This window comes from Pseudomonas putida, assembly GCF_001636055.1.
Lineage (GTDB): Bacteria > Pseudomonadota > Gammaproteobacteria > Pseudomonadales > Pseudomonadaceae > Aquipseudomonas > Aquipseudomonas machongensis.
In genome coordinates this window covers 983,843-1,008,175 of record NZ_CP011789.1, presented here as the reverse complement: position 1 = coordinate 1,008,175, position 24,333 = coordinate 983,843, and the positions used below count along the sequence as shown (strand labels likewise).

Annotated in this window: 20 protein-coding genes; 8 read left to right on the top strand and 12 right to left on the bottom strand. The window is 63.8% G+C overall.

What is annotated here, in order from left to right; all coding sequences use genetic code 11:
- Positions 1-330 precede the first annotated feature (330 nt).
- The gene (gene estP, locus AB688_RS04435) at positions 331-2,232 is read left to right on the top strand and encodes an esterase EstP (protein ID WP_063542444.1); all 1,902 of its coding nucleotides are present in this window, start codon (positions 331-333) and stop codon (positions 2,230-2,232) included.
- Positions 2,233-2,376: 144 nt separating this feature from the next.
- Here estP and trpE read toward each other — a convergent pair whose 3' ends face one another.
- The 9 genes from trpE to AB688_RS04390 all read right to left on the bottom strand — a co-directional run bounded on the left by trpE (position 2,377) and on the right by AB688_RS04390 (position 13,247).
- On the bottom strand, positions 2,377-3,858 hold the full coding sequence (gene trpE, locus AB688_RS04430; protein WP_063542442.1) for an anthranilate synthase component I: 1,482 nt from the start codon (positions 3,856-3,858) through the stop codon (positions 2,377-2,379).
- Between the two features lie 70 nt (positions 3,859-3,928).
- On the bottom strand, positions 3,929-4,747 hold the full coding sequence (locus tag AB688_RS04425) for a phosphoglycolate phosphatase (protein ID WP_063542440.1): 819 nt from the start codon (positions 4,745-4,747) through the stop codon (positions 3,929-3,931).
- Positions 4,744-5,418 (bottom strand): ribulose-phosphate 3-epimerase, encoded by a 675-nt coding sequence (gene rpe, locus AB688_RS04420; RefSeq protein WP_054892234.1) that lies wholly within the window; start codon positions 5,416-5,418, stop codon positions 4,744-4,746. The genes AB688_RS04425 and rpe overlap by 4 nt, the downstream gene beginning before the upstream one ends.
- Positions 5,419-5,602: 184 nt before the next feature.
- The gene (locus tag AB688_RS04415) at positions 5,603-6,430 is read right to left on the bottom strand and encodes an ABC transporter permease (protein ID WP_063542438.1); all 828 of its coding nucleotides are present in this window, start codon (positions 6,428-6,430) and stop codon (positions 5,603-5,605) included.
- A gap of 11 nt (positions 6,431-6,441) precedes the next feature.
- On the bottom strand, positions 6,442-7,689 hold the full coding sequence (locus tag AB688_RS04410) for an ABC transporter permease (protein WP_063542436.1): 1,248 nt from the start codon (positions 7,687-7,689) through the stop codon (positions 6,442-6,444).
- Positions 7,690-7,756: 67 nt separating this feature from the next.
- Positions 7,757-8,791, bottom strand: a complete 1,035-nt coding sequence (locus tag AB688_RS04405; protein WP_054892231.1) for an ABC transporter substrate-binding protein — start codon at positions 8,789-8,791, stop codon at positions 7,757-7,759.
- Positions 8,792-8,831: 40 nt separating this feature from the next.
- Entirely contained in the window at positions 8,832-9,944 is a 1,113-nt protein-coding gene (locus AB688_RS04400; protein WP_063542434.1) for an ABC transporter ATP-binding protein, read from the bottom strand.
- 275 nt (positions 9,945-10,219) lie between these two features.
- Complete coding sequence (locus AB688_RS04395) at positions 10,220-10,849, bottom strand: response regulator transcription factor (protein ID WP_063542432.1); 630 nt, start codon at positions 10,847-10,849, stop codon at positions 10,220-10,222.
- 10 nt (positions 10,850-10,859) lie between these two features.
- Positions 10,860-13,247, bottom strand: coding sequence for a PAS domain-containing sensor histidine kinase (locus AB688_RS04390; protein WP_063542430.1), 2,388 nt, complete (start codon positions 13,245-13,247; stop codon positions 10,860-10,862).
- A gap of 95 nt (positions 13,248-13,342) precedes the next feature.
- On the opposite strand from AB688_RS04390, the gene AB688_RS04385 reads away from it, so the two are divergent.
- The gene (locus tag AB688_RS04385) at positions 13,343-14,344 is read left to right on the top strand and encodes an alpha/beta hydrolase family protein (protein WP_054892228.1); all 1,002 of its coding nucleotides are present in this window, start codon (positions 13,343-13,345) and stop codon (positions 14,342-14,344) included.
- 84 nt (positions 14,345-14,428) lie between these two features.
- Here AB688_RS04385 and AB688_RS04380 read toward each other — a convergent pair whose 3' ends face one another.
- From AB688_RS04380 to AB688_RS04370, 3 genes are read right to left on the bottom strand one after another with little or no spacing between them, the layout of a single operon-like run.
- Positions 14,429-15,193 carry a TerB family tellurite resistance protein gene (locus tag AB688_RS04380; RefSeq protein ID WP_063542428.1) on the bottom strand — a complete coding sequence of 255 codons (765 nt, stop codon included), beginning with the start codon at positions 15,191-15,193 and terminating at the stop codon, positions 14,429-14,431.
- Position 15,194: 1 nt separating this feature from the next.
- Entirely contained in the window at positions 15,195-15,866 is a 672-nt protein-coding gene (gene murU, locus AB688_RS04375; protein WP_063542426.1) for an N-acetylmuramate alpha-1-phosphate uridylyltransferase MurU, read from the bottom strand.
- Positions 15,863-16,882 (bottom strand): aminoglycoside phosphotransferase family protein, encoded by a 1,020-nt coding sequence (locus AB688_RS04370; RefSeq protein ID WP_063542424.1) that lies wholly within the window; start codon positions 16,880-16,882, stop codon positions 15,863-15,865. Before AB688_RS04370 ends, murU begins: the two co-directional genes overlap by 4 nt.
- A 131-nt stretch (positions 16,883-17,013) precedes the next feature.
- Here AB688_RS04370 and AB688_RS04365 point away from each other — a divergent pair, with 131 nt between their 5' ends.
- The 6 genes from AB688_RS04365 (at position 17,014) to AB688_RS04340 (ending at position 24,320) form a co-directional block, all read left to right on the top strand.
- Positions 17,014-19,824 (top strand): LPS-assembly protein LptD, encoded by a 2,811-nt coding sequence (locus AB688_RS04365; RefSeq protein WP_063542422.1) that lies wholly within the window; start codon positions 17,014-17,016, stop codon positions 19,822-19,824.
- The gene (gene surA / locus AB688_RS04360; RefSeq protein WP_054892223.1) at positions 19,805-21,124 is read left to right on the top strand and encodes a peptidylprolyl isomerase SurA; all 1,320 of its coding nucleotides are present in this window, start codon (positions 19,805-19,807) and stop codon (positions 21,122-21,124) included. Before AB688_RS04365 ends, surA begins: the two co-directional genes overlap by 20 nt.
- Complete coding sequence (gene pdxA, locus AB688_RS04355) at positions 21,121-22,110, top strand: 4-hydroxythreonine-4-phosphate dehydrogenase PdxA (protein WP_063542420.1); 990 nt, start codon at positions 21,121-21,123, stop codon at positions 22,108-22,110. The genes surA and pdxA overlap by 4 nt, the downstream gene beginning before the upstream one ends.
- Complete coding sequence (gene rsmA / locus AB688_RS04350; RefSeq protein ID WP_063542418.1) at positions 22,107-22,907, top strand: 16S rRNA (adenine(1518)-N(6)/adenine(1519)-N(6))-dimethyltransferase RsmA; 801 nt, start codon at positions 22,107-22,109, stop codon at positions 22,905-22,907. Before pdxA ends, rsmA begins: the two co-directional genes overlap by 4 nt.
- A gap of 166 nt (positions 22,908-23,073) precedes the next feature.
- Positions 23,074-23,454: a Co2+/Mg2+ efflux protein ApaG gene (gene apaG, locus AB688_RS04345; protein WP_054892220.1), complete on the top strand. Its 381-nt coding sequence runs from the start codon at positions 23,074-23,076 to the stop codon at positions 23,452-23,454.
- Positions 23,454-24,320 carry a symmetrical bis(5'-nucleosyl)-tetraphosphatase gene (locus AB688_RS04340; protein ID WP_054892219.1) on the top strand — a complete coding sequence of 289 codons (867 nt, stop codon included), beginning with the start codon at positions 23,454-23,456 and terminating at the stop codon, positions 24,318-24,320. The genes apaG and AB688_RS04340 overlap by 1 nt, the downstream gene beginning before the upstream one ends.
- The last annotated feature ends 13 nt before the right edge of the window (positions 24,321-24,333 follow it).

The window sequence follows — 24,333 nt, the reverse complement described above, 5'->3', positions numbered from 1 at the left end:
CTTTCGAACCTTCCTGCCTCGACCATGGGCGCGGCTCTACCGCGACAGCGAAGATGGAACGACAGGAGGGCAAACGGGGGCGGGCCGGACAGGACCGGCAGGAGAAAGAGTCAGGCGCGCCAACGCCAACGGGCGTGAGCCTTGATAACGCGCATCAGGAGTTTGCTGACGATCAACACGGGGTAGTTCTCGCTCATACGTCCCGGCACAGTAGCCTACCGCGACGACAGGCGCAATACGCCGCAAATACTGGGGAACGAACGGACTGCGTGCTTTTTTGCTAAGGTCTTCGGGCTTGTCTCCATAAAAACAATGAAAAGGAACTTCCACATGCGACAGCCACCTTTCCTGCGCACGGCCCTGTGCCTGCTCACCCTCGCCTGCAGCCAGGCCATGGCGGCGCCCTCGCCGTACTCTTCGCTGATCGTATTCGGCGACAGCCTGAGCGATGCGGGGCAGTTCCCTGACCTCACCGGTGGCACACCGGGCATGCGTTTCACCAATCGCGATGCGAACGGCAACTATGCCCCGGTGTCACCCATGATCCTTGGCGGGAGGCTGGGCTTTTCCGACACGGAACTGGGCCCATCCACCTCGCGGGTCAATCTTGTGCAAGGTCGCCCCGACGGCAACAACTGGGCCGTCGGCGGCTACACGACACAGCAGATCCTCGACTCGATCACCGACACCTCCGAGGCGGTGATTCCACCCGGGCGCCCTGGCGCAGGTCTCGTCCTGCGTGAGCGCCCCGGCTACCTGGCCAACGGCTTGCGAGCCGACCCGAATGCGCTCTACTACGTCACCGGTGGCGGTAATGACTTCCTGCAGGGGCAGGTCAACAGCGCCGCCGATGCAGCCGCCGCTGGCGCGCGGCTGGCCGCCAGTGCCCAGGCCCTGCAGCAGGGCGGAGCGCGCTACATCATGGTGTGGCTGCTGCCCGATCTGGGGCAGACCCCGAATTTCAGCGGTACGCCGCAGCAGGGCCCGCTGTCGCAGCTTTCGGGCGTGTTCAACCAGTCGCTGCTCAACCAGTTGCGCCAGATCGACGCTGAAATCATCCCGCTGAACATCCCCACCCTGCTCGGCGAGGCCCTGCGCAGCCCGGCGGAGTTCGGCCTGGCCGCCGACCAGAACCTGGTCGGTACCTGCTACAGCGGCGACAGCTGCGTGCAAAACCCGGTCTATGGCGCCAACGGCACCAACCCCGACCCAACCCGGCTGCTGTTCAACGACTCGGTACACCCGACCATTGCTGGCCAGCAACTGATCGCCGACTACGCCTATTCCATCCTAGCCGCCCCTTGGGAACTGACGCTGCTTCCGGAAATGGCCCACGCCAGCCTGCGCGCCCATCAGGATGAGCTGCGCAACCAGTGGCAGACACCCTGGCAGGCAGTTGGTCAGTGGCAAGCCTTCGTCGCCACCGGCGCCCAGGATCTGGACTTCGGCAGCCAGCGCAGTTCGGCGAGTGGCGATGGTCGCGGTTACAACCTGACCCTCGGCGGTAGCTACCGACTCGATGATGCCTGGCGCGTCGGCCTGGCAGCAGGCGTCTACAGACAGAAACTGGAGGCAGGCCAACAAGACTCGGACTACAAGCTCGACAGCTACCTGGCCAGCGCCTTCGCCCAGTTCCGCGAGAACCGCTGGTGGGCCGATGCGACGCTGACTGCCGGGCACCTGGACTACAGCGATCTAAAACGCAGCTTCGCCCTGGGCGCCAGCGAGCGCACCGAAAAAGGCGATACCGATGGCGAGGCCTGGGCCATCAGCGGGCGACTGGGCTACAACCTGGCCGCCGACGCGAGCAGCTGGCAATTGGCGCCGTTCATCAGCGCCGACTATGCGCGAGTCAAGGTCGATGGCTACGACGAGAAGAGCGGACGCTCCACGGCCCTGGCTTTCGACGACCAGGACCGCAAATCCCGCCGCCTGGGTGCAGGACTGCTGGGCAGTGTGCAAGTGCTGCCGAGCACGCGGTTGTTCGCCGAGGTCGCGCGCGAGCACGAGTTCGAGGATGACCGCCAGGACCTGACCATGCACCTGACCACCCTGCCGGGCAACGACTTCACCCTCGCCGGCTACACGCCGCACAGCAACCTGACCCGCGCGAGCCTGGGCCTCAGCCATGAACTGGTGCCGGGGGTGAACCTGCGGGGCAATTACAACTGGCGCAAGAGCGATGAACTGCGCCAACAGGGGGTAAGCCTGGCGGTGAGCCTGGACTTTTGAGGGTTAACCCGTCGCGGTGCCAGCCCGCTCCTACAGCAATTGCAGTGAACCTGTAGGAGCGGGCTGGCCCCGCGATGGGCTGCGCAGCAGCCCACTCACACCACCAAAAAAACGGCGCTCATCAGAGCGCCGTTTTTTCATCCATCAGCCGCGCGGCGTCTGCTCGGCCAGCGCCACGGCACGGAACATCGCCCGACGCTTGTTGATGGTCTCTTCCCACTCCAGTGCCGGTACCGAGTCGGCCACGATGCCGCCACCGGCCTGCACGTGCAGTTCGCCGTCCTTGATCACCGCAGTACGGATGGCAATGGCGGTGTCCATGTTGCCGTTCCAGGCAAAGTAACCCACTGCACCACCATAGACACCCCGCTTGACCGGCTCCAGCTCGTCGATGATCTCCATCGCCCGGATCTTCGGCGCGCCCGACAATGTGCCGGCCGGCAGGATCGCACGCAGTGCGTCCATCGCCGTCAGCCCCTCGGCCAACTCGCCGGTGACGTTCGAGACGATATGCATGACGTTCGAATAACGCTCGATCACCATTTTCTCGGTCAGGCGCACGCTGCCCGTCGACGACACACGCCCCACATCGTTGCGCCCCAGGTCGATCAGCATCAGGTGCTCGGCGATTTCCTTGTCGTCCGACAGCAGGTCGTCTTCCAGCGCGCGGTCGGCCTCTTCGTTGGCGCCGCGCGGGCGGGTGCCAGCGATCGGACGTACGGTGACCAGATTATCCTCGACCCGCACCAGCACTTCCGGCGAGCTGCCGACCACATGGAAGTCGCCGAAGTTGAAGAAGTACATGTAGGGGGTCGGGTTGAAGCAGCGCAGCGCCCGGTACAGGTCGATGGGCGCAGCCTTGAAGTCGATGGACATGCGCTGCGACGGTACGACCTGCATGCAGTCGCCAGCGAGGATGTATTCCTTGATCCGCCCGACCGCATTCTCATAGTCGTCCCGGGTGTAGCTGGAGCGGAATTCAGGCTCGGCGGCCATCGGCCCGCTGAGGTCCAGCCCCCGACGCGGGGTGATTGGCTGGCGCAGCTTGTCGAGCAAGCCATCCAGACGCGCCTTGCCTTGCTCGAACGCCTGCTCCTCAGACGGGTCGACCAGCACGATCGCGTGCATCTTGCCGGCCAGGTTGTCGAACACCACCACGGCGTCGGAGACCATCAGCAGGATGTCCGGCACCCCCAGCGGATCCGGGTTCGGGCAGGCGCCCAGGCGCTTTTCGACATAGCGCACGCAGTCATAGCCGAAATAGCCGACCAGGCCACCATTGAAGCGCGGCAACCCAGGAATGTCGGCGACCTTGTAGCGGTCCTTGAAAGACTCGACGAATGCCAGTGGATCTTCGACCTCGTGGCTCTCTACCTCGACGCCATCGTGCAGGATGCTCACCCGGTAGCCGTGGACGCGCATCACTGTGCGCGAAGGCAAACCGATCATCGAGTAGCGCCCCCACTTCTCCCCGCCCTGCACGGACTCGAGCAGATAAGAGTTGGCCTGGTCGGCAAGCTTCAGGTAGATGGACAGCGGCGTATCGAAGTCGGCCAGGGTTTCACAGGCCAGGGGAATGCGGTTGTAGCCGGCAGCGGCCAGGCGCAGGAATTCTTCGCGGGTCATGGGTAGCCTCGTGGCAAGCAGCAATGGGTTCGGGCAAGCGGACGGGCCGGCAGGCGCCGGCGAGCGGGAGTCAGGCGCGCCAGCGCCAACGGGCCAGGGCCTTGATGACTTTCATCCAGAATTTGCCGGTAACACCCACAGTGGAGTCTCTGTCTTGGGAGGCTTGAAGGTCCGCCCACGTTATCCCAGTGTCGGTGACTAAGCAACCGGGCAACAGCAGGCGCAGATCGTCGAGTACCAGGCTCGGCGACTCCTCGTCGATCGGCCGTCCGTGGTTGTAGCCGTAGGTCAGGCCGACGCTCTTGACCCCCGCCGCCCTGGCCGCCTGCACGTCACTGCGCGAATCGCCAACGAACAGCGACTGCTCGGGCGCAATACCGGCCATCTTCATGACGAACAGCAATGCCGCCGGGTCGGGTTTCTTCTGTGGCAGGGTGTCGCCACCGATGATCCAGCGGAAATAGCGACCGATCTTCATCTGGTCCAGCAACGGCCCGACAAAGCGTTCGGGCTTGTTGGTGATCAGCGCCATCTCCACGCCCTGCTTGCGCAACCAGCGCAAGGTGTCGCGCACGCCTGGGTAGACCACGGTCAGCTCATGGCTTTCGCCATAAGCTTCCATGAACAGTGCCAGCGCACGCTCGGCCAGTTGCGCATCGACGGCATCGTGCTCGATGCCGCCGGCCAGGGCGCGGCGCACCAGCACCTCGGCACCGTTGCCCACCCACTGGCGCACGGCATCCAGCCCTGCGGCCGGGCGCCCCAGTTCGAGCAGCATGCGGTCCACGGCGGCGGCCAGGTCCGGTACCGAATCGATCAACGTACCGTCCAGATCGAACATCACCAGCCTGGGCAGCGTCCCCGGGAACAGCTGCTCGAAGCCACTCATGGGCGGGCCTGGGCCAGTTCGGCGCGCATCTTGGCGATCACTTCCTGGTAGTCTGGGGCGTTGAAGATCGCCGAGCCGGCCACGAAGGTGTCAGCGCCAGCAGCGGCGATTTCACGGATGTTGCCGACGTTGACGCCGCCATCGATCTCCAGGCGGATATCACGCCCGCTGGCATCGATCAGCGCGCGGGCCTCGCGCAGCTTGTCGAGGGTGCCTGGGATGAACTTCTGCCCGCCGAAGCCGGGGTTGACGCTCATCAGCAGGACCATGTCGACCTTGTCCATCACGTATTTCAGTGCGTCCAGGCTGGTGGCCGGGTTGAATACCAGGCCGGCCTTGCAGCCGCCGTCCTTGATCAGTTGCAGCGAACGGTCGATGTGTTGCGACGCTTCCGGGTGGAAGGTGATGTAGGTAGCGCCGGCCTCGATGAAGTCGCCGATGATGCGGTCGACCGGGCTGACCATCAGGTGCACATCGATCGGCGCGGTCACGCCGTACTTGCGCAGTGCGGTGCAGACCATCGGACCGATGGTCAGATTGGGCACGTAGTGGTTGTCCATGACATCGAAGTGGACGATGTCGGCCCCGGCGGCCAGAACCTTGTCGACGTCCTCGCCCAGGCGGGCGAAATCGGCGGAAAGAATGGAGGGGGCAATAGCGTAGGGCTGCATGGCGCACCTATGTGGTGGAAATCACGGTGGCGCGCATTGTAACTCAGGGAAGTGGACGGGGGCTGATTGGTATCAATTGGTGTCGAACGGTGCACGGAACCGGGGTTGTCTGTACCGGCCTCATCGCGGGGCAACTGTGGGAGCGGGCTTGCCCCGCGATGAGGCCGGTGCAGCCGCCGCAGGATCAGGCCGGCTGCTGGGTCCGCAACTTCTCGCTGCGCCCGCGCAACCACTCCAGGGTCAGCAGCAGGATCACCGAAAACGCAATCAGCAACGTGGCCGCCGCCGCAATGGTCGGGCTCAGGTTCTCGCGAATGCCACTGAACATCTGCCGCGGCAAGGTGGCCTGCTCTGGGCCAGCGAGGAACAGCGTCACCACCACCTCATCGAAGGACGTGGCAAAGGCGAACAGCGCTCCGGAAATCACGCCCGGCGCAATCAGCGGCAAGGTCACCCGACGGAAGGTCAGCAAGGGCGAGGCGCCGAGGCTGGCCGCGGCGCGCACCAGGTTGTAGTTGAACCCCTGAAGGGTCGCCGACACGGTGATGATCACGAACGGCACGCCCAGCACCGCGTGCACCAGGATCAACGAAATGAAGCTGTTACCCATCCCCAGCGGCGCGAAGAACAAGTAGCTGGCCACACCGATGATCACCACCGGCACCACCATCGGCGAAATCACCAGCGCCATCACCAGCGACTTGCCGGGGAAGTCGCCGCGGGTCAGGCCGATCGCGGCCAGGGTGCCGAACACCATGGCCAGTACCGTGGCCGCCGGAGCGACGATGATGCTGTTCTTCAGCGCGCGCATCCACTCGGCAGAGGCGAAGAAGTCCTGGTACCACTGCAGCGAAAAGCCTTGCAGCGGATACACCAGGAAGCTGCCGCTGTTGAACGACAGCGGAATGATCACCAGCACCGGCAAGACCAGGAACAACAGGATCAGGCCGCAGAGAATGCGCAGGCTGTAGAACCAGACCCGCTCCACGGGCGACATGTAAGGGTTCAGCATGACAAGGCTCCTCAGCTCAGGCGCAGGCGGCTGGCGCCGACCAGCCAGCTATAAATCAGGTACAGCAGCACGGTTGCCAGCAACAGCAACCCGCCCAGGGCCGTGGCCATGCCCCAGTTGATGCTGGTGTTGGTGTAGAAGGCGACGAAATAGCTGACCATCTGGTCGTTCGGGCTGCCCAGCAGGGCGGGGGTGATGTAGTAGCCGATGGCAAGGATGAACACCAGCAGGCAGCCGGCGCCGACACCAGCGTAGGTCTGCGGGAAATACACCCGCCAGAAGCTGGCGAACGGATGACAGCCCAGCGAGATCGCCGCACGCATGTAGCTGGGCGAAATACCTTTCATCACGCTGTACAACGGCAGGATCATGAATGGCAGCAGGATGTGCACCATGGAGATGTAGACCCCGGTGCGGTTGAACACCAGCTCCAACGGCTGATCGATGATGCCAATGGCCATCAGCGCGCTGTTGATCAGGCCGCCAGACTGCAACAACACGATCCACGCCGCCACCCGCACCAGGATCGAAGTCCAGAACGGCAACAACACCAGGATCATCAACAGGTTGCTCTGCCGGGTCGGCAGGTTGGCCAGCAGGTAGGCGAGTGGATAAGCCAGCACCAGGCAGATCACGGTGATCACCACCCCCATCCACAGGGTGCGGGCAAAAATGTCCAGATAAATGGCCTGGTCAGGGGTGGTCTTGGCCAGTTCGCCCAGATCATCGATGCGGTGATCCAGCGAGGCCAGCAGATAGAAAGGTGTCACCTCGCTGGTGTTACGGCGAATTGCCTGCCAGTAGGCCGGGTCGCCCCAGCGCTCATCAAGGGTCTGCAGGGCGTCTTTATAGGAAGCCGGTTCGGTCTTGAACGGCAGTGCACGTGCTGTCTTGGACAGCAGGCTGCGGTAGCCGGCCAGCTCCATGTTCAGGCGCTTGGAAAGCTCGCCCAGGGTCTGATTCTTGCGCGATTCGGCCAGGTCCTCGCTGAGGGCCTTGTACACCGCCTCGTCGGGCAGGCTCTTGCCGTCCCACTGCAACACGGCGTCGACGGTGCGCGGAAGGCCTGCGACCACCTCAGGGTTTTCGACGCTTTTGTACAACAGTGCGGCGATCGGCACGAGGAACACCAGCAGCAGGAACAGCGCCAGCGGCGCGATCAACGCCTGGGCCTTCCAGCGGTTGACCCGTTCGGCGCGCTTGAGGCGCTGCTTGAGACTTGGACCTGCGCCTTCATTCAGGGGCACTGCAATGGCCATGGTGAACTCCGAAAAACACAGAAAACGAGGGAGCGCCGGTCAAACCCCGGCGCTCCTTTGAGGCGCGTTACTTCTTCGCAGCCCAGGCGTTGAAGCGTTGCTCCAACTGCTCGCTGTTGTCGGCCCAGAAGGCCACGTCGATCTGCACCTGGTTGGCGATGTTCTCGGGCGTGGTTGGCATGTCCTTCTTCACATCGTCCGACAGCAGTTCGATGGCCTTGGAGTTGGCAGGGCCGTAGGCGATGTTCTCGGAGTAGATCTTCTGCTGTGCCGGTTGCACGGTATAGGCGATGAACTTCTTCGCCTCTTCCACGTTCTTCGCACCCTTCGGAATGGCCCAGGCGTCGAAATCGTAGATCCCGCCGTTCCACACCACCTTCAGGTTGCTGTCCTTCTGTACCGCAGCGATCCGGCCGTTGTAGGCCGAGCTCATGACCACGTCACCCGAGGCCAGGTACTGCGGCGGCTGGGCGCCGGCTTCCCACCACTGGATGTTCGGCTTGAGCTCGTCGAGCTTCTTGAAGGCTCGGTCTACACCGGCTTTGGTCTGCAGCACCGAGTACACATCCTTGGGCGCTACGCCGTCGGCCATCAGGGCGAATTCCAAGGTGTACTTGGCGCCCTTGCGCAGGCCGCGCTTGCCCGGGAATTTCTTGGTGTCCCAGAAATCGGCCCAGCTGGTGGGCGCGGTCTGGAGTTTGTCAGCGTTGTAGGCCAGCACCGTGGACCACACGAAGAAGCCTACGCCGCAGCCCTGGATCGCACCGGGTACGTAGTCGGCCGCGTTGCCGAACGGCGCGGGGTCGAGTTCCTCGAACAGGCCTTCCTGGCAACCGCGCTCCAGCTCTGGCGACTCCACCTCGACCAGGTCCCACGACACGCTCTTGGTATCGACCATGGCTTTGACCTTGGCCATCTCGCCGTTGTACTCCCCGGCGACGATCTTGCCCTTGCCGGCCTTTTCCCACGGCTCGTAGAACGCCTTGACCTGGGCCGCCTTGTTGGCACCGCCGAACGACACCACGGTGAGGTCCGCGGCCAGGGCCTGCCCCGCGGTAAACAGCCCCAGGGCCAGGGCGGTCAGTTTCAACTGCTTGCGCATTATTATTCTCTCCACAGTACAGGGTTGGTGAAGCAATCGATCAGTGGGCTCCGGCAATCGGGTCGAGCGCACGGGCGTGCTCCACCTGCCAGCCAAGCGGTACCACATCGCCCACGGCCAGGGCCGGGTCGAGCTCGGCGATTGGCTGCTTCACGAAGAAGTCGGCCTTGCCGCAGACTTCCAGGCGCACCCGCACGTGGTCGCCCAGATAGATGAACTCGGCCACGCGGCCGGAGAAACGGTTGACGCAATGCTCGCTGTGGCCGTTGAGACGCACGCGCTCCGGGCGGATCGACAGGGTCACCGGCTCGCCGGCCTGGCCGACGTTCACCGCCAGCGCCTCGACCTTCTCGCCACGTGCCAGTTGCACCTGGCAGCGCTCGCCGTTGCGCGCCAGCAGGGTTCCGTTGATGCGGTTGTTCTCGCCGATGAAGTTGGCGACGAAGGTGTTGGCGGGCTCTTCGTAGAGGGTGCGCGGGTCGGCGATCTGCTGGATCTCGCCCTGGTGGAACACCGCCACGCGGTCGGACATGGTCAGCGCCTCGCCCTGGTCGTGGGTGACATAGACCACGGTCACGCCCAGGCGCTGGTGGATATGCTTGATCTCCATCTGCATGTGTTCGCGCAACTGCTTGTCGAGCGCCCCGAGCGGCTCGTCCATCAACACCAGTTGCGGCTCGAACACCAGCGCTCGCGCCAGCGCCACACGCTGCTGCTGACCGCCGGAAAGCTGGCCGGGGTAGCGCTTGGCGAAGCTGTCGAGCTGGACCATGTTGAGCACACGCTTGACCCGCTCGCTGATGTCGGTCTTGCTCAGGTTGCGCACACTCAGGGGGAAAGCCAGGTTCTCGGCGACGGTCATGTGCGGGAACAGCGCATAGTTCTGGAACACCATGCCGATGTCGCGCTTGTGCGGTGGCACGTTGTTGATCGAGCGCCCGGCCAGCTGGATCTCACCGGCGGTGGGGGTCTCGAAACCGGCCAGCATCATCAGGCTGGTGGTCTTGCCCGAACCGGAAGGGCCGAGCAGGGTGAGGAACTCGCCCTTGCGGATGTCGAGGTTGAGGTCCTTGACGATCAGCGATTCGCCGTCGTAGCTCTTCTGCACACCACGGAAGCTGACCAGCGTCTCGTTCGAATTCGCCTCGCTCATGCCCTGCACCTTCTTGTTGGAATGACTGCGTAGGCAAAAGACTAGAAGAACGGCAAAGCCCCGGAAATCGGGGGTGCTGAGAGAATGCCATCATCCAGATGGAAGAGTTGTTGTAGGGATTGCCCTACAAGGATGACGCGATTGGAATACTCCTCATCCCGACACCTCCAACTCTGTGGGAGCGGGCTTGCCCGCGAAGAGGTCGACACAGACACAGAGATCGACAGGCAGGGACCTTTCGCGGGCAAGCCCGCTCCCACAGATGCATGTCGCAATCAGACCAGCTTGTGCTCCATGGCGTACTTCACAAGCTCCGCCAGCGAATTGACCCTGAGCTTCTGCATCAACCGCGCCTTGTGGGTACTGATGGTCTTGCTCGACAGCGCCAGCTGCTGGGCGATGTCGTTGACGTTGGCACCCTGGGCCAGGCGTTCGAACACCGAGAACTCACGCTCCGACAGCAGTGTGTGCAGCGGCCGGGTCTCGGTCAGGCCCACCTCGAAGACCATGCGGTCGGCCAGCACCGGGTCGATGTAGCGACCACCACCGGCAACGCGGCGGATCGCAGTCAGCAGCAGCGCCGGGTCGCTATCCTTGGTCGCATAGCCTGCCGCCCCCGCCTTGAGCGCGCGTGCAGCCATCTGTGCTTCGTCGTGCATCGACAGCACCAGGATGGCTGGCGGACTGTTCAGCGCGCGGATCCGCGGAATCGCCTCCAGGCCGTTGACGCCCGGCATCGAGATATCCAGCAGCACCACCTCGCAGGGGGTATGGCGCAGCGTTTCGAGCAACTGCTCGCCATTGCCGGCCTCGCCCGCTACCAGCATGTCCTTGGCCAGGCCGATCAATTGCTTGATGCCCTCGCGGACGATGGTGTGGTCTTCAGCCACCAGCACTCGAATCAAGGTGTTTCTCCTAATAAAGAGGGATGGCCACGCTCAGGCTGGTGCCCTCGCCCGGCTCGCTTTCCAGGGTCATGCTGCCGCCCAGCATCAGCACCCGCTCACGCACGCCGACCAGGCCGAACGAGGTGGGGCGTGACTGAGCGGGGCTGAAGCCGGCACCGTCGTCGATCACCGTCATGCGTAGCCAGTCATTTTCATGCTTGAGCTCGATTTGCACCGTGTGCGCCCTGGCATGGCGCATGACATTGGTCAGCGCCTCCTGCAGGATGCGGAACAGTCCAGTGGCCTTGGCATCGCTCAATGCTGGCAGATTATCCGGCACCTGCACCAGGCAGGGAATCTGCGTGCGCGCCTCGAAGCGCCGGGCCTGCCATTCGATGGCCGAGGCGATCCCGGCATCGAGGATCGGCGGACGTAACGCCGTGGCCACATCGCGCACCAGCTGGAACAACTGGGCGATCAGTCGCTTCATGCTGGTAAGTCGCTCGTTGAGCCCCGGGTCGAGCTCGGCGAACGCCAGCTCGCACATCGAAACTTCCAACTTGAGCACAGTGAGCATCTGCCCGAGCTCATCGTGCACTTCACGGGCGATCCGCGCCTTCTCCTCCTCACGCACACTCTCCAGGTGTGCCGACAACTCACGCAGTTGCTCCTGGGAGCGCGCCAGTTCCAGCTCGACCCGTTTGCTCTGGGTGATATCCCAGACAATGCCGTCCCACACCACCCGGCCATCGGCCTGACGCCGGGCGCTGGCCTTGATGTCGGCCCAGCGCTGCAGACCTTCGCGGGTGAGAATGCGGCCCTGCCAGGACCAGTCGCGGTCATTGGCCAGCGCCAGGTCCTGGACCCGGTGATAGTCGGCGCGGTCATCGGGGTGGACCAGATTGCGCAGCCCCATGTCCGCCTGCTGAATCTGGGCGGGGGCATAGCCGACCAGCGCCTCGCTGCCCTCACTGACATAGGGAAACTCCGGCTCGCCCTCGGCAGGATCACGCTCCAGGCGAAAGACCAGGCCCGGCACGTTGCCCGCGATACCCTTGAGCCGCGCCTCGCTCTCGCGCAGGGCCGCCAGGGCGCGGCGGCGCTCGGTGACATCGGTGATGAACACCACCAGGTATTCGGCATCCCGAAAACGCAGGAAGCTCAGTGACAGCTCCACCGGCAGCAAGCTGCCATCGGCACGACGGCACAGGGTCTCGAACGCTTGCGCCCCACTGTCGCCCGTGCGCGCACGCTTCCACAACTCCAGCCAGCGGTCCATGTGCAGGCTCGGCTCGATATCGATCAGCGGTCGCTCGAGCAGTTCGCCCTCGCCATGGCCGAGCATGCGCTCGGCAGCATGATTGGCGTAGCGAATATGGCTGTCCCAATGCACCCAGAGGATGCCAACGGTGCTCTGGTCGATGGAAAACTGGCTCAGCCGCAGTGCCTCTTCACGGGCCTGGCGTTCGAGCAGGCTCTCGCGCACGCTCAGCAGGCTCCGCTCGAGTCGGCGCTGCTGGCGACGCTGCATCGCCAGGGTGGCCAGCGCGCAGAGCAGCAACAAGCCGAACAACAACGCAAGGTTCTGCCAGAACCCCGCCGACTCGCTCAGGCGCGGGTACTTCGGTTGCAACCAACGCTGGTGCAACTGCTCCAGTTCCTTGGCAGGCATCGCCTGCAGACCGCGCTCCAGCACGTCGGCCAGCAGCGGCCAATCGCGGCGCGAGCCGATACGCAGCAACTGCGGCAGGCCAATATCGCCCACGACCACCAGGTCGCCGAATTCGCTCTCGCGCGACAGGCGACTGAGCTGCGCCTCGTCGAGCACGGCGTAGCTGGCTTGCGCACCCAGCACCAGTTGCAGCGCCTCGCGCTCATTGGGCACGCCCTGCAGGTTGAGATTGGCGAAGTTGCCACGCAGGTAATCGGCCAGGCTGCTTGGCATGCGCACGGCCACCCGGTCGCTGGCGCCAAGCTGCTCCAAGTCGACCGCCAGCGCACCACTGCGCAGGCCAACCAGCAATTGCGGCACACGCATGTAGGGGTCGCTGAACAGCCACAGGCGCAGGCTTGCCGGGGTTTGAGCAAGGCCTGGAGCAAAATCGATCTCGCCAGCCTGCAACGCATGCTCCAAAGCAGCCTGGTCTGGGAAGTTTCGCCAGGTCAGGTCCAGATTCAGAGCCCGCCCCAGCCAACTCACCAGCTCGACGTTGGCCCCGTACAACTGCTGCAGGCGCCGGTCGAACTGAGCATAGGGTGCTTGCAGCACCAGCCCCACGCGCAGGCTGCGATGGCTGTCGAGCCATTGCTGCTGCGCAGGCTCGAGCACCACCGACGGGGGTGCCGGGGCTTTGGCAAGGGCGATCAAGGGCAGGCACAACCAGCCGATAACCAACAGGCAACGCATTCGCTTCATCGATACGCTCGTCTTGGCAAATGACGGCCATCTGCGTGGCCGTCGCGGGCAAATACTATTAGGCTGCCGGTATCATTCTGGCCTTGGGTTGATCCATGTTCATACTTTATCGCACGACGCTGGCCATGTTCTGCCTGGCCTCGGCCCTACCGCTCGCGGCCCATGCCGCCGACCCCGACAAACCTGCCGCGCCGGCTGAAACCACTGCCGTGCGCGCGCCCCTTGCCGAACGCAGCCAGGAAGACGCCCAGGCTCTGGAACGCCTGGTGCCCAAGGCCGAGCAGAAGACCCTGCAGGCCGACGGCGAAAACTTTCTGGCATTGTGGAAACCGGCCAACGACAGCGCCCCGAAAGGCGCCGTGATCATCGTGCCCGGTGCCGGCGAAACCGCCGACTGGCCCAATGCTGTCGGCCCGCTGCGCAACAAGTTTCCCGATGTCGGCTGGCACAGCCTGAGCATCAGCTTGCCCGATCTGCTGGCCGACAGCCCGCAGGCACGCGCCACCGACACACCCGCCGCCCAGCCCGACAAGGTAGAGGGCAAGGGCACCAGCGCCCCGGCCAAGGATACGCCGGACGACGCCAACGCCAATGTCGCCCAGGCCACGGCGGCCGATGCCGATACCGCGCAGGGCACCGACGCCGTGCAGGCCGACGAGCAGAACGACTCCGCCGACGCCACCCGCATCTTCGCCCGCCTCGATGCTGCCGTGGCCTTCGCCCAGCAGCAGAATGCCCACAGCATCGTCTTGATCGGCCATGGCAGCGGGGCGTACTGGGCGGCGCGCTATGTGAGCGAGAAACAGCCACCACAGGTGCAGAAGCTGGCACTGATCTCGGCGCAGACACCGGCACGGGTCGAGCACGACCTGGAAAGCCTGGTGCCGACGCTCAAAGTGCCCACCGCCGACATCTACGTCATGACCCGCACCCGCGATCAGAACGCCGCCAAGCTGCGCCTGCAAGCCAGCAAGCGCGAGAAGGACAGCCAGTATCGGCAGCTGTCGCTGATTGCCATGCCGGGTGCCAGGGCAGCGGAGCAAGAGCAGCTGTTCCGTCGGGTGCGGGGATGGTTGATGCCGCAGGAAGCGCAGTAAGGGGCTGGGTGTGTTGCCCCCTGTGGGAGCAGCGGTTCGCCGCTGCGACTTGCCCGCGACGAATTCACCACCGCACCCTGCCCCTCAAATCCCCCGCCGCTTGCGAATCAGGGCATAAGCCTGATGCAACTCACGCGTGCGCTCGGTCGCTTCACGCACCCGAGCCGCGCTTGCACCACTACCGACCAGCTTGTCCGGGTGATGCCGGCTGACCAGTCGGCGATAGGCCTGCTTGATCCGATCACCGTCGGTATCGGCCTCGACGCCCAGCAGTCGCAGCGCCGCGGCATAGGTCATCACCCCGCCCTCGACCGCAGAACGGTTCGGCTCGTACTCCTGGGACAAGGCCTGCACCTGGTTACGGCTCATGCCCAATTGCTGGCCCCAGTCCAGCAACAGTTCACGCTCGTGCCGCCCCGCCTTGCCATCGGCCCAGACCATGCGCCAGCACGCCCGCAGCGTACCTTCGGCGCCGTGGGGCTGCTGGCCGATACGGCGCAGGTACTGCCCCAGACGGTCCTTGCCCGACTTGCCGCGGTTGAATGCCGCGATCGCCCGCAAGCGGGCGGGCTCCGCAAGGTCCAGGCGGGTCATTTCCTGACGTGCCTGATAGATATGCCCCTCTGCGACTCGCCCATCACTCTTGGCCAGACGCCCCAACAGCACGAACAGCAACTCTTCGTCGCGCAAGGCCGGACGCCCACCCAGGCGCTCGCGCACATCATCCCATCCCTGCAGGCGCAGACGTCGGTCCATGGCCTGTCCCAGCAAGGCGCCCAGCAAGGCGCCAGGAATGCTGGCCACGGCAAAACCGGCTCCGGCACCAATCACTGTGCTCGGCCACCACATGTCAGGCACGCTCGCCGATCAGGCGCTCGACCTCGGCCAGGCGCTCGAGAGTGCCGACGTCGATCCACTGCCCAGGATAATGCTCACCTGTCACCTGCCCGGCCGCCATTGCCTGGCGCAGCAGCGGCGCGAGCTTGAAGGCGCCGGGCTGGCAGCCTTCGAACAACTTCGGGTCGAGTACCGACAGGCCACTGAACGTCAGGGTGCCGGGAGCGTCGTCGCCATCGACGACGTGCGTGCCGTCGAGACGGAAGTCGCCACGCCCGTGATGCCCCGGATTGTCCACCAGCACCAGGTGCGCAAGGCCCTGAAGCGGTTGAAACAGGCGCTTGAAGTCGTAATCGGTCCAGACGTCACCGTTGACCAGCAGGAACGGCGCATCCCCCAGCAGCGGCAGCGCCTTGAAGATGCCGCCGCCGGTCTCCAGCGGCTCGCCCTCGGGCGAATAGCTGATGCTCAGACCGAAGCGGCTGCCATCGCCCAGGTGATCCTCGATCTGCTGCCCGAGCCAGGCATGGTTGATCACCACATCGCTCACCCCCGCCCTGGCCAGAGCTTCGAGGTGGTACTCGATCAGCGGCTTGCCCGCGGCAGGCACAAGGGGTTTGGGGGTGTGCAAGGTCAGCGGGCGCATGCGCTCGCCCTTGCCTGCCGCCAGGATCATCGCTTTCATGGGTGTGCCCCAGTCTTGAGTTCGCCGATCAGTTGACCGAGTTCGGCCAGCTCAGGGCGACGGGCGATCACTTCATCTATATAGGCGAAGAAACGCGGCACGTCGGTGAGGTAGCGCGGTTTGCCATCGCGGTGACAGATGCGGGCGAAGATGCCGATCACCTTGAGGTGGCGCTGTACGCCCATCAGGTCGCTGGCACGCTGGAATTCTTCAAACTCAGGCTGCACCGGAATCCCTGCGGCCTGCGCCTTGTCCCAGTAGCTGCGCAACCAGCCATCGAAACGTGCTTGCGGCCAACTGAGGAAGGCATCCTTGAACAGGCAAGTGATGTCGTAGGTCACCGGGCCGTAGACGGCGTCCTGGAAGTCCAGCACGCCCGGGTTGGGGGCGCTGTGCATGAGGTTGCGCGGCATGTAGTCGCGGTGCACCAGGACCTTGGGCTGGGCCAGGGCGCTGTCGATCAGTTGCTGGCTGATGCGCTGCCAGCTGGCTTGCTGCGCTTCGCTGAACGCCAGTTTCAGTTCACGCCCGACATACCACTCGGGGAACAGCTCCAGCTCGCGGCGCAGCAAGGCGGTATCGTAGCTCGGCAGCGGCGCTTGCATCGGCAGTTGTTGCTGGGCCAGCAGCGCGTCAATGGCATCGGCGAACAGGGCATCGGCATTGTCGTCGCCGATGATTTCCAGATATGTCTTGCGCCCCAGGTCGCTCAAAAGCAGGAAGCCACGCTCCAGGTCCTGGGCATGGATCACCGGCACGTTGATACCCGCGCTGGCCAGCAAGTGGTCGATGGCGACGAAAGGTGCGCAATTTTCCTGCGGCGGTGGCGCATCCATGATCACGAAACTGTGTCCGCCGCCCTCCCAGCGGAAGTAGCGACGAAAGCTCGCGTCGCTGCTGGCGGCGGTCAGGCTGCCCGCAGGCACGTCGCCCCAGGCGTTTTCTTGGAAAAGATTCTGAAGCTGTTGTTCGAGCCACACAGTCAGCTGTTGCAGGCGTACATCATGATCAGGCATTACAAGGGTCTCCGACGGCCCCTAGCCGTCAAGCGGGTCATGCTTTATTATCCAGCATCTTTTTCAGACCATCGAGAGGCGTGCGGCCCCACACGCGGGCAGATGGCACGCAGGAAGCCCGGACTAATAAGATGGCATTGAAATCCCCCGCGTTTCGTAGAAAGTTTCCATTGCTGGTGACTGGCGGTCTGCTGGCCCTGCAACCTCTGGCCACATCGTACGTGGTGGCTGCCGAGCAGTTCGACTGCCAAGTGTCCGCCGCCGGTGGTTGGGACTGCAAGCCCAAGACCGCTGCCAGCACTCTGCCGCCGCGCCCTGTGCACGATGGTGCCGCGCTCAGTGGCGGCACCGAGGCCCAGACCGCCGAGGCGGCTGGCAGTGCCGAGCCCAAGCCGGTGCTGGTCACCGAGAGCAAGGGCCGCGCGCTGAAATCGCGCAGCGAAGACTACAGCCATCTGGACTGGGTGCCCCGCGAGAAGCTCACCGCTGCGCAACTGGCCGAGACCGGCCCGTATTGCGGCGGCGCGTACATCGAGCCGATCCGTCCGGGCATGAACGACTCCACGCCCAAGGACGAGTCGCCGACCTACCTCAACGCCAAGGTCTCCAAGTACCAGCAGGAGCAGCAGATCGCTACCCTGGCCGGTGACGTGGTCATGCGCCAGGGCAGCATGCAGGCCGAAGCCGACGAAGCCAACCTCTACCAGACCGAGAACCGCGGCGAGCTCAAGGGCAACGTCAAGATTCGCGACAACGGTACGCTGGTGGTGGGCGACCAGGCCGAAGTCCAGCTCGATACTGGCGAAGCCAAGGTCGACAACGCCGAATACGTGATGCACAAGTCGCACATCCGCGGCTCGGCCCTGTACGCCAAGCGTGCAGAAAACGCCATCATCCGCCTCAAGGACGGTACCTATACCACCTGTGAGCCGGGCAGCAACGCATGGCAGCTCAAGGGCAACAACATCACCCTGAACCCGGCAACCGGCTTCGGTACCGGCACCAACGTCACCCTTCGGGTCAAGGATATTCCGGTGTTTTACACACCGTACATCTACTTCCCGATCGACGACCGTCGCCAGTCCGGCTTCCTGCCGCCGTCGTTCAGTACCAGCAGCGACACCGGCTTCATGCTGGTCACGCCGTACTACTTCAACCTGGCGCCGAACTACGACGCCACCTTGTACCCTCGCTACATGGCCAAGCGCGGCTTGTTGATGGAAGGCGAATTCCGCTACCTGACCAAGTCGAGCGAAGGTCAGTTCGGCGGCGCGTACCTCAACGACGAGGACGACGACCGCAAGCTGCAGACGGACTACAAGAAAGAACGCTGGATGGTCAACTGGCAGCACAAGGGCGGCCTGGACGAGCGTCTGATGACCGAGGTGGACTACACCGACATCAGCGACCCGTTCTACTTCCAGGACCTGGAGTCCGACCAGATCGGTGTGCAGAAGCGTGACTTCATCAACCAGCAAGGGGCGCTGACGTACCGGGGCGACACTTACAATGCGCGGTTGAACGTACATGCGTACGAAATGGCCACCATTTCGCAGATCACGCCTTATGATCGCCTGCCGCAGATTACCGTTAACGGGATGCTGCCATACCATCCTGCTGGCTTCGATTTCTCTTACGATACCGAGGCTGTGCGCTTTGATCGTAATCTGAAGAATGATTTCGTACGAAACAAAGACGGGCTCCCGGATGACAGCACCGGATTTCCTGGACGTCGTCTGGACGAAAACGTATCTGGCATCGCTCGAGCGAACGGCACCCGCTTGAATATCGCCCCAGCGATGAGCCTGCCGATGGAAGCCAGCTATGGCTACATCACGCCGAAGCTCAAGTACGCTTACACCAGCTACGATCTCGATCTAGACAGCCAAGGCAAAGCCCAGGCAATCGCTCAGTCGGCAAACCCTGCGTACGGCAGCTACCACAGCTCGCTGAACCGCGACATCCCGATCTTCAGCGTCGACAGCGGCCTCTACTTCGACCGCAACACCTCGTTGTTCGGCACCAACTATCGCCAGACCCTCGAACCACGTCTGTTCTACCTCTATGTCCCTAACAAGGACCAGAAGGACATCCCGCTGTTCGACTCCGGCGAAACCCTGTTCAGCTACGACTCGCTGTTCCGCGATAACCGCTTCAGCGGTATCGACCGTATCGGCGACGAGAACAAGCTGTCGCTGGGCGTGACGACTCGCTGGATCGAGGAAAACGGCTTCGAGCGCCAACGCTTCAGCATCGGCCAGGCGTACTACTTCGAAGACCGCAAAGTGCAGTTGCCAGGTATCAACTACCGCGAGCGCGATGACGCTAAGTCGAACGTTTCGCCATACGCTCTGGTGTATCAGTACGCCTTCAACCGCGACTGGCGCTTCAATTCGGACTTCAACTGGGATCCAGACAGCCGCAGCACCCGTTCGGGCAGCGCGATGTTCCACTACCAGCCTGAAGACAACCCGAACAAAGTGATCAACGCCGGCTATCGCTACCGTAACGACACCATTACCTACGACTCCCTGACCGGTCTGTGGAAAGTCGGCGGCGGTGACTACGGCACACCTGGCCAGCCGGGCTACATCAAGGATTACTACAAGATCCAGCAGCACGACTTCTCGGTCATCTGGCCGATCGTGCCGCAATGGAGCGTCATTGCCCGCTGGCAGCACGACTACAACCGCAACCGCACCCTCGAAGCGATGGGCGGTTTCGAGTACGACAGCTGCTGCTGGAAGCTGCGCCTGATCAACCGCTACTGGCTCGACACCGACGACTTCAGTCAGGCCCTGCCGCAGAACGAAAAGGGCGACCACGGCGTATTCCTGCAGATCGTCCTCAAAGGCCTCGGCGGCGTCGTGGGCAACAAGGTCGAATCGTTCCTGGACCAAGGCATTCAAGGTTACCGTACCCGTGAAGAGCAAGCTTATTGATCGTCTGCGCCCGCTGATGCTGGGCGCCGTAATGCTGAGCGGTGCGGTGCATGCCGCGCCGCAACCCCTGGACCGCGTGGTGGCCATCGTCGATAACGACGTGGTCATGCAGAGCCAGCTGGACCAGCGCGTACACGAAGTGCAGCAGACCATCGCCAAGCGCGGCGGTGGCGTGCCGCCTGCCGGCGCCCTGGAACAGCAGGTGCTGGAACGCCTGATCGTCGAGAACCTGCAACTGCAGATCGGCGAGCGCTCGGGCATTCGTATCACCGACGAAGAACTCAACCAGGCCATCGGCACCATCGCCCAGCGCAACGGCATGTCGCTGGATCAGTTCCGTGCTGCCCTCGCTCACGATGGTCTGTCGTTCGATGACGCCCGTGATCAGGTCAAGCGCGAGATGATCATCAGCCGCGTTCGCCAGCGTCGCGTGGCCGAGCGCATCCAGGTGTCCGAGCAGGAAGTGAAGAACTTCCTCAACTCCGACCTGGGCAAGATGCAGATGTCGGAAGAATACCGCCTGGCCAACATCCTGATTCCGACCCCGGAAAGCGCCAATTCGGACGCTATCCAGGCCGCGGCACGCCAGGCTGGCGAGGTCTACCAGCAACTGCGCCAGGGCGCCGACTTCGGCCAGTTGGCCATCGCCCGCTCGGCCAGCGAAAACGCCCTGGAAGGCGGCGAGATGGGCTGGCGCAAGGCCGGCCAACTGCCACCTGACTTCGCCAAGATGCTCAGCAGCATGTCCATCGGTGACATCACCCAGCCGATTCGCATCCCCAACGGCTTCATCATCCTCAAGCTCGAGGAGAAGCGCGGTGGCAGCGAAAGCGTACTGCGCGACGAAGTCCATGTACGTCATATCCTGATCAAGCCCAGCGAGATCCGCAGCGATGCGGCGACCGAGCAACTGGCTGAACGACTGTACGATCGCATCAAGAATGGCGAAGACTTCGCCCAACTGGCGAAAAGCTTCTCGGAAGATCCAGGCTCCGCACTCAACGGCGGCGACCTGAACTGGGTCGACCCGAACAGCCTGGTACCGGAATTCCGCGAGCAGATGGCCAACGCCGAGCAAGGCGTCGTGACCAAGCCGTTCCGCACCCAGTACGGCTGGCATGTGCTGGAAGTACTCGGTCGTCGCGCTACCGACAGCACCGAACAGGCCCGCGAGCAGCAGGCCCTGAACGTACTGCGCAACCGTAAATACGACGAAGAGCTGCAGACCTGGCTGCGCCAGATCCGCGACGAAGCCTACGTTGAGATCAAGCTGCCTGGCGCCGACCAGGCGACCCAGTGAAGCCCCTGCGCTTCGCCGTCACCCCCGGCGAGCCGGCCGGCATAGGTCCAGACCTGTGCCTGCTGCTCGCCGCAGAGCCTCAGCCGCACCCCCTGATCGCCATCACCAGCCGTGACCTGCTCGCCGAGCGGGCCGCGCAGCTGGGGCTGTCGGTTACGCTGCTGTCGGTGTCGCCGGATGCCTGGCCAGACCAACCGGCACCCGCAGGCAGCCTCTACGTGTGGGACACGCCGCTGGCAACGCCTGTAACTGCCGGCCAACTGGACTCACGCAACGCGGCCTTCGTCCTGCAGACCTTGACCCGCGCGGGCCAAGGCTGCCTGAAAGGTGACTTCGCCGGGATGATCACCGCCCCGGTGCACAAGGGCGTGATCAACGAGAGCGGTATCGCCTTCTCCGGGCATACCGAGTTCCTCGCCGACCTCACCCAGACGGCCCAGGTGGTGATGATGCTCGCCACCCACGGTCTGCGTGTGGCGCTGGTCACCACGCACCTGCCGCTGCGCGACATCGCCGACGCCATCACCGCCGAACGCCTGGAGCGCGTCACGCGCATCCTGCATGCCGACCTGCGCGACAAGTTCGGCATCACCCAACCACGCATCCTGGTCTGCGGCCTCAACCCGCATGCCGGCGAAGGCGGCCACCTTGGCCGTGAAGAAATCGACATCATCGAGCCCGCGCTCGAGCGCCTGCGCGCCGAGGGCATGGACCTGCACGGTCCATTGCCGGCCGATACCCTGTTTACCCCCAAATACCTGGAGCACTGCGACGCAGTGCTGGCGATGTACCACGACCAAGGCCTGCCCGTACTCAAGTACAAGGGCTTCGGCGCCGCAGTCAACGTGACGCTGGGCCTGCCGATCATCCGTACCTCGGTCGATCATGGCACTGCCCTGGACCTGGCCGGCAGCGGCAAGGTCGACACCGGCAGCCTGCGCGTCGCCCTGGAAACCGCCTACCAGATGGCCGAGAACCGACCATGAACGAGCACTACCAACACCGGGCGCGCAAGCGCTTCGGCCAGAACTTCCTGCACGACGCCGGCATCATCGACCGCATCCTGCGGGCGATCAACGCCAAGGCCGGCGAGCACCTGCTGGAAATCGGCCCGGGCCAGGGCGCCCTGACCGAGGGCCTACTGGGCAGCGGCGCACAACTCGACGTGGTCGAGCTGGACAAGGACCTGGTGCCCATCCTCCAGCACAAGTTCGCCGACCGCGACAATTTCCGCCTGCACCAGGGCGATGCCCTCAAGTTCGATTTCAATACCCTGGGCGTGCCGCCGCGCAGCCTGAAAGTCGTCGGCAACCTGCCCTACAACATCTCCACGCCACTGATCTTCCACCTGCTGGCTCACGCCGGACTGATCCGCGACATGCATTTCATGCTGCAGAAAGAAGTGGTCGAGCGCATGGCCGCAGGTCCGGGCGGCGGGGACTGGGGACGCCTGTCGATCATGGTGCAGTACCACTGCCGCGTGGAACATCTGTTCAATGTCGGCCCTGGCGCGTTCAATCCGCCACCGAAAGTGGATTCGGCCATCGTCCGCCTGGTGCCGCACGAAGTGCTGCCGCACCCGGCCAAGGACCCGGCACTGCTCGAGCGCGTGGTGCGCGAAGCGTTCAACCAGCGCCGCAAGACCCTGCGCAACACACTCAAGGGGCTGCTCGACAGCCAGGCCATCGAGGCGGCTGGCGTCGATGGCAGCCTGCGCCCTGAACAGCTGGACCTGGCGGCCTTCGTGCGCCTGGCTGATCAACTGGCACTGCAGCAAGGCTGACTCGGCCCTTCCTGCCCCTTCGCGGGCAACCCGCCCCTCTCCTGGGGGCGGGTTTACCCGCTAAGTACCCCACACCGATGACAGCGCCCACCGCTGGCCCTTCCCCCTCTCAATGGCCTAGACTGCGACAATCGCGTTAATGCTCCCGTTCGCCCAAGGCCCTTGCATGTCCGACCCCCGCTACCAGATCGACGTCAGCGTCGTGACCCGCTTCCTCAAAGAGCAATCCGACCCAGAGAACAACCGTTTCGCCTTCGCCTACACCATCACGGTGTCGAACAACGGCACGCTCAAGGCCAAGCTGAGGGCGCGCCACTGGCTGATCACCAACGGTGACGGTGCCGTCGAAGAAGTGCGCGGCGATGGCGTCATTGGCCAACAACCGACCATCGACCCTGGGCAGAGCTATACCTACAGCAGTGGCGCAGTCATCAGCACTCGCGTCGGTACCATGCAAGGCAGCTATCAGATGTTCGCCGAAGACGGTACCCGCTTCGACGCCGAGATCGCGCCGTTCCGCCTGGCTGTGCCTGGAGCTCTGCACTGATGGCCACCTACGCCGTCGGTGACCTGCAAGGCTGCCTGCAACCGCTCAAGTGCTTGCTCGAACGCGTCAACTTCGATCCCAAGGTCGATCGCCTGTGGCTGGTGGGCGACCTGGTCAACCGTGGCCCGGAATCGCTCGAAACCCTGCGCTACCTGTATGCGATGCGCGAGTCGCTGGTCTGCGTGCTCGGCAACCATGACCTGCACCTGCTCGCAGCCTGGCATAACATCGAGCGCCTGAAGAAAAGTGACACCCTGCGCGAGATCATCGAGGCACCAGACGCCGATCAGTTGCTCGACTGGCTGCGCCGCCAGAAGCTGCTGCACTATGACGAGGCCCGGGGTATCGCCATGGCTCACGCCGGCATCCCGCCCCAGTGGACGCTGGGCAAGGCCCTGGAGCTGGCAGCAGAGGTGGAGGAGGTGCTGCGCGACGACAACCGCCTCAAGCTCTACCTCGACGGCATGTATGGCAATGAACCGAACAAGTGGAGCAAGAACCTCAGCGGCGTCGAGCGCCTGCGGGTCATCACCAACTATTTCACCCGCATGCGTTTCTGCACCACCGACGGCAAGCTCGACCTCAAGAGCAAGGAAGGCCTGGACAGCGCCCCCAAGGGCTACAAGCCCTGGTACGCCCACAAGGACCGTCGCTCGCGCCACGTGAAGATCATTTTCGGCCATTGGGCCGCCCTCGAAGGCAACGTCGAAGAGCCGAGCGTCATCGCCCTGGACACCGGTTGCGTATGGGGCGGCGCCATGACCCTGTACAACCTGGACAGCGGCCAATACCACCGCTGCGACTGCACCGACGAAGGCACCGTACGTACGGCACCGGAACCCACTAGAATCAACGACCGAACCTGAAGGAAAACGTACC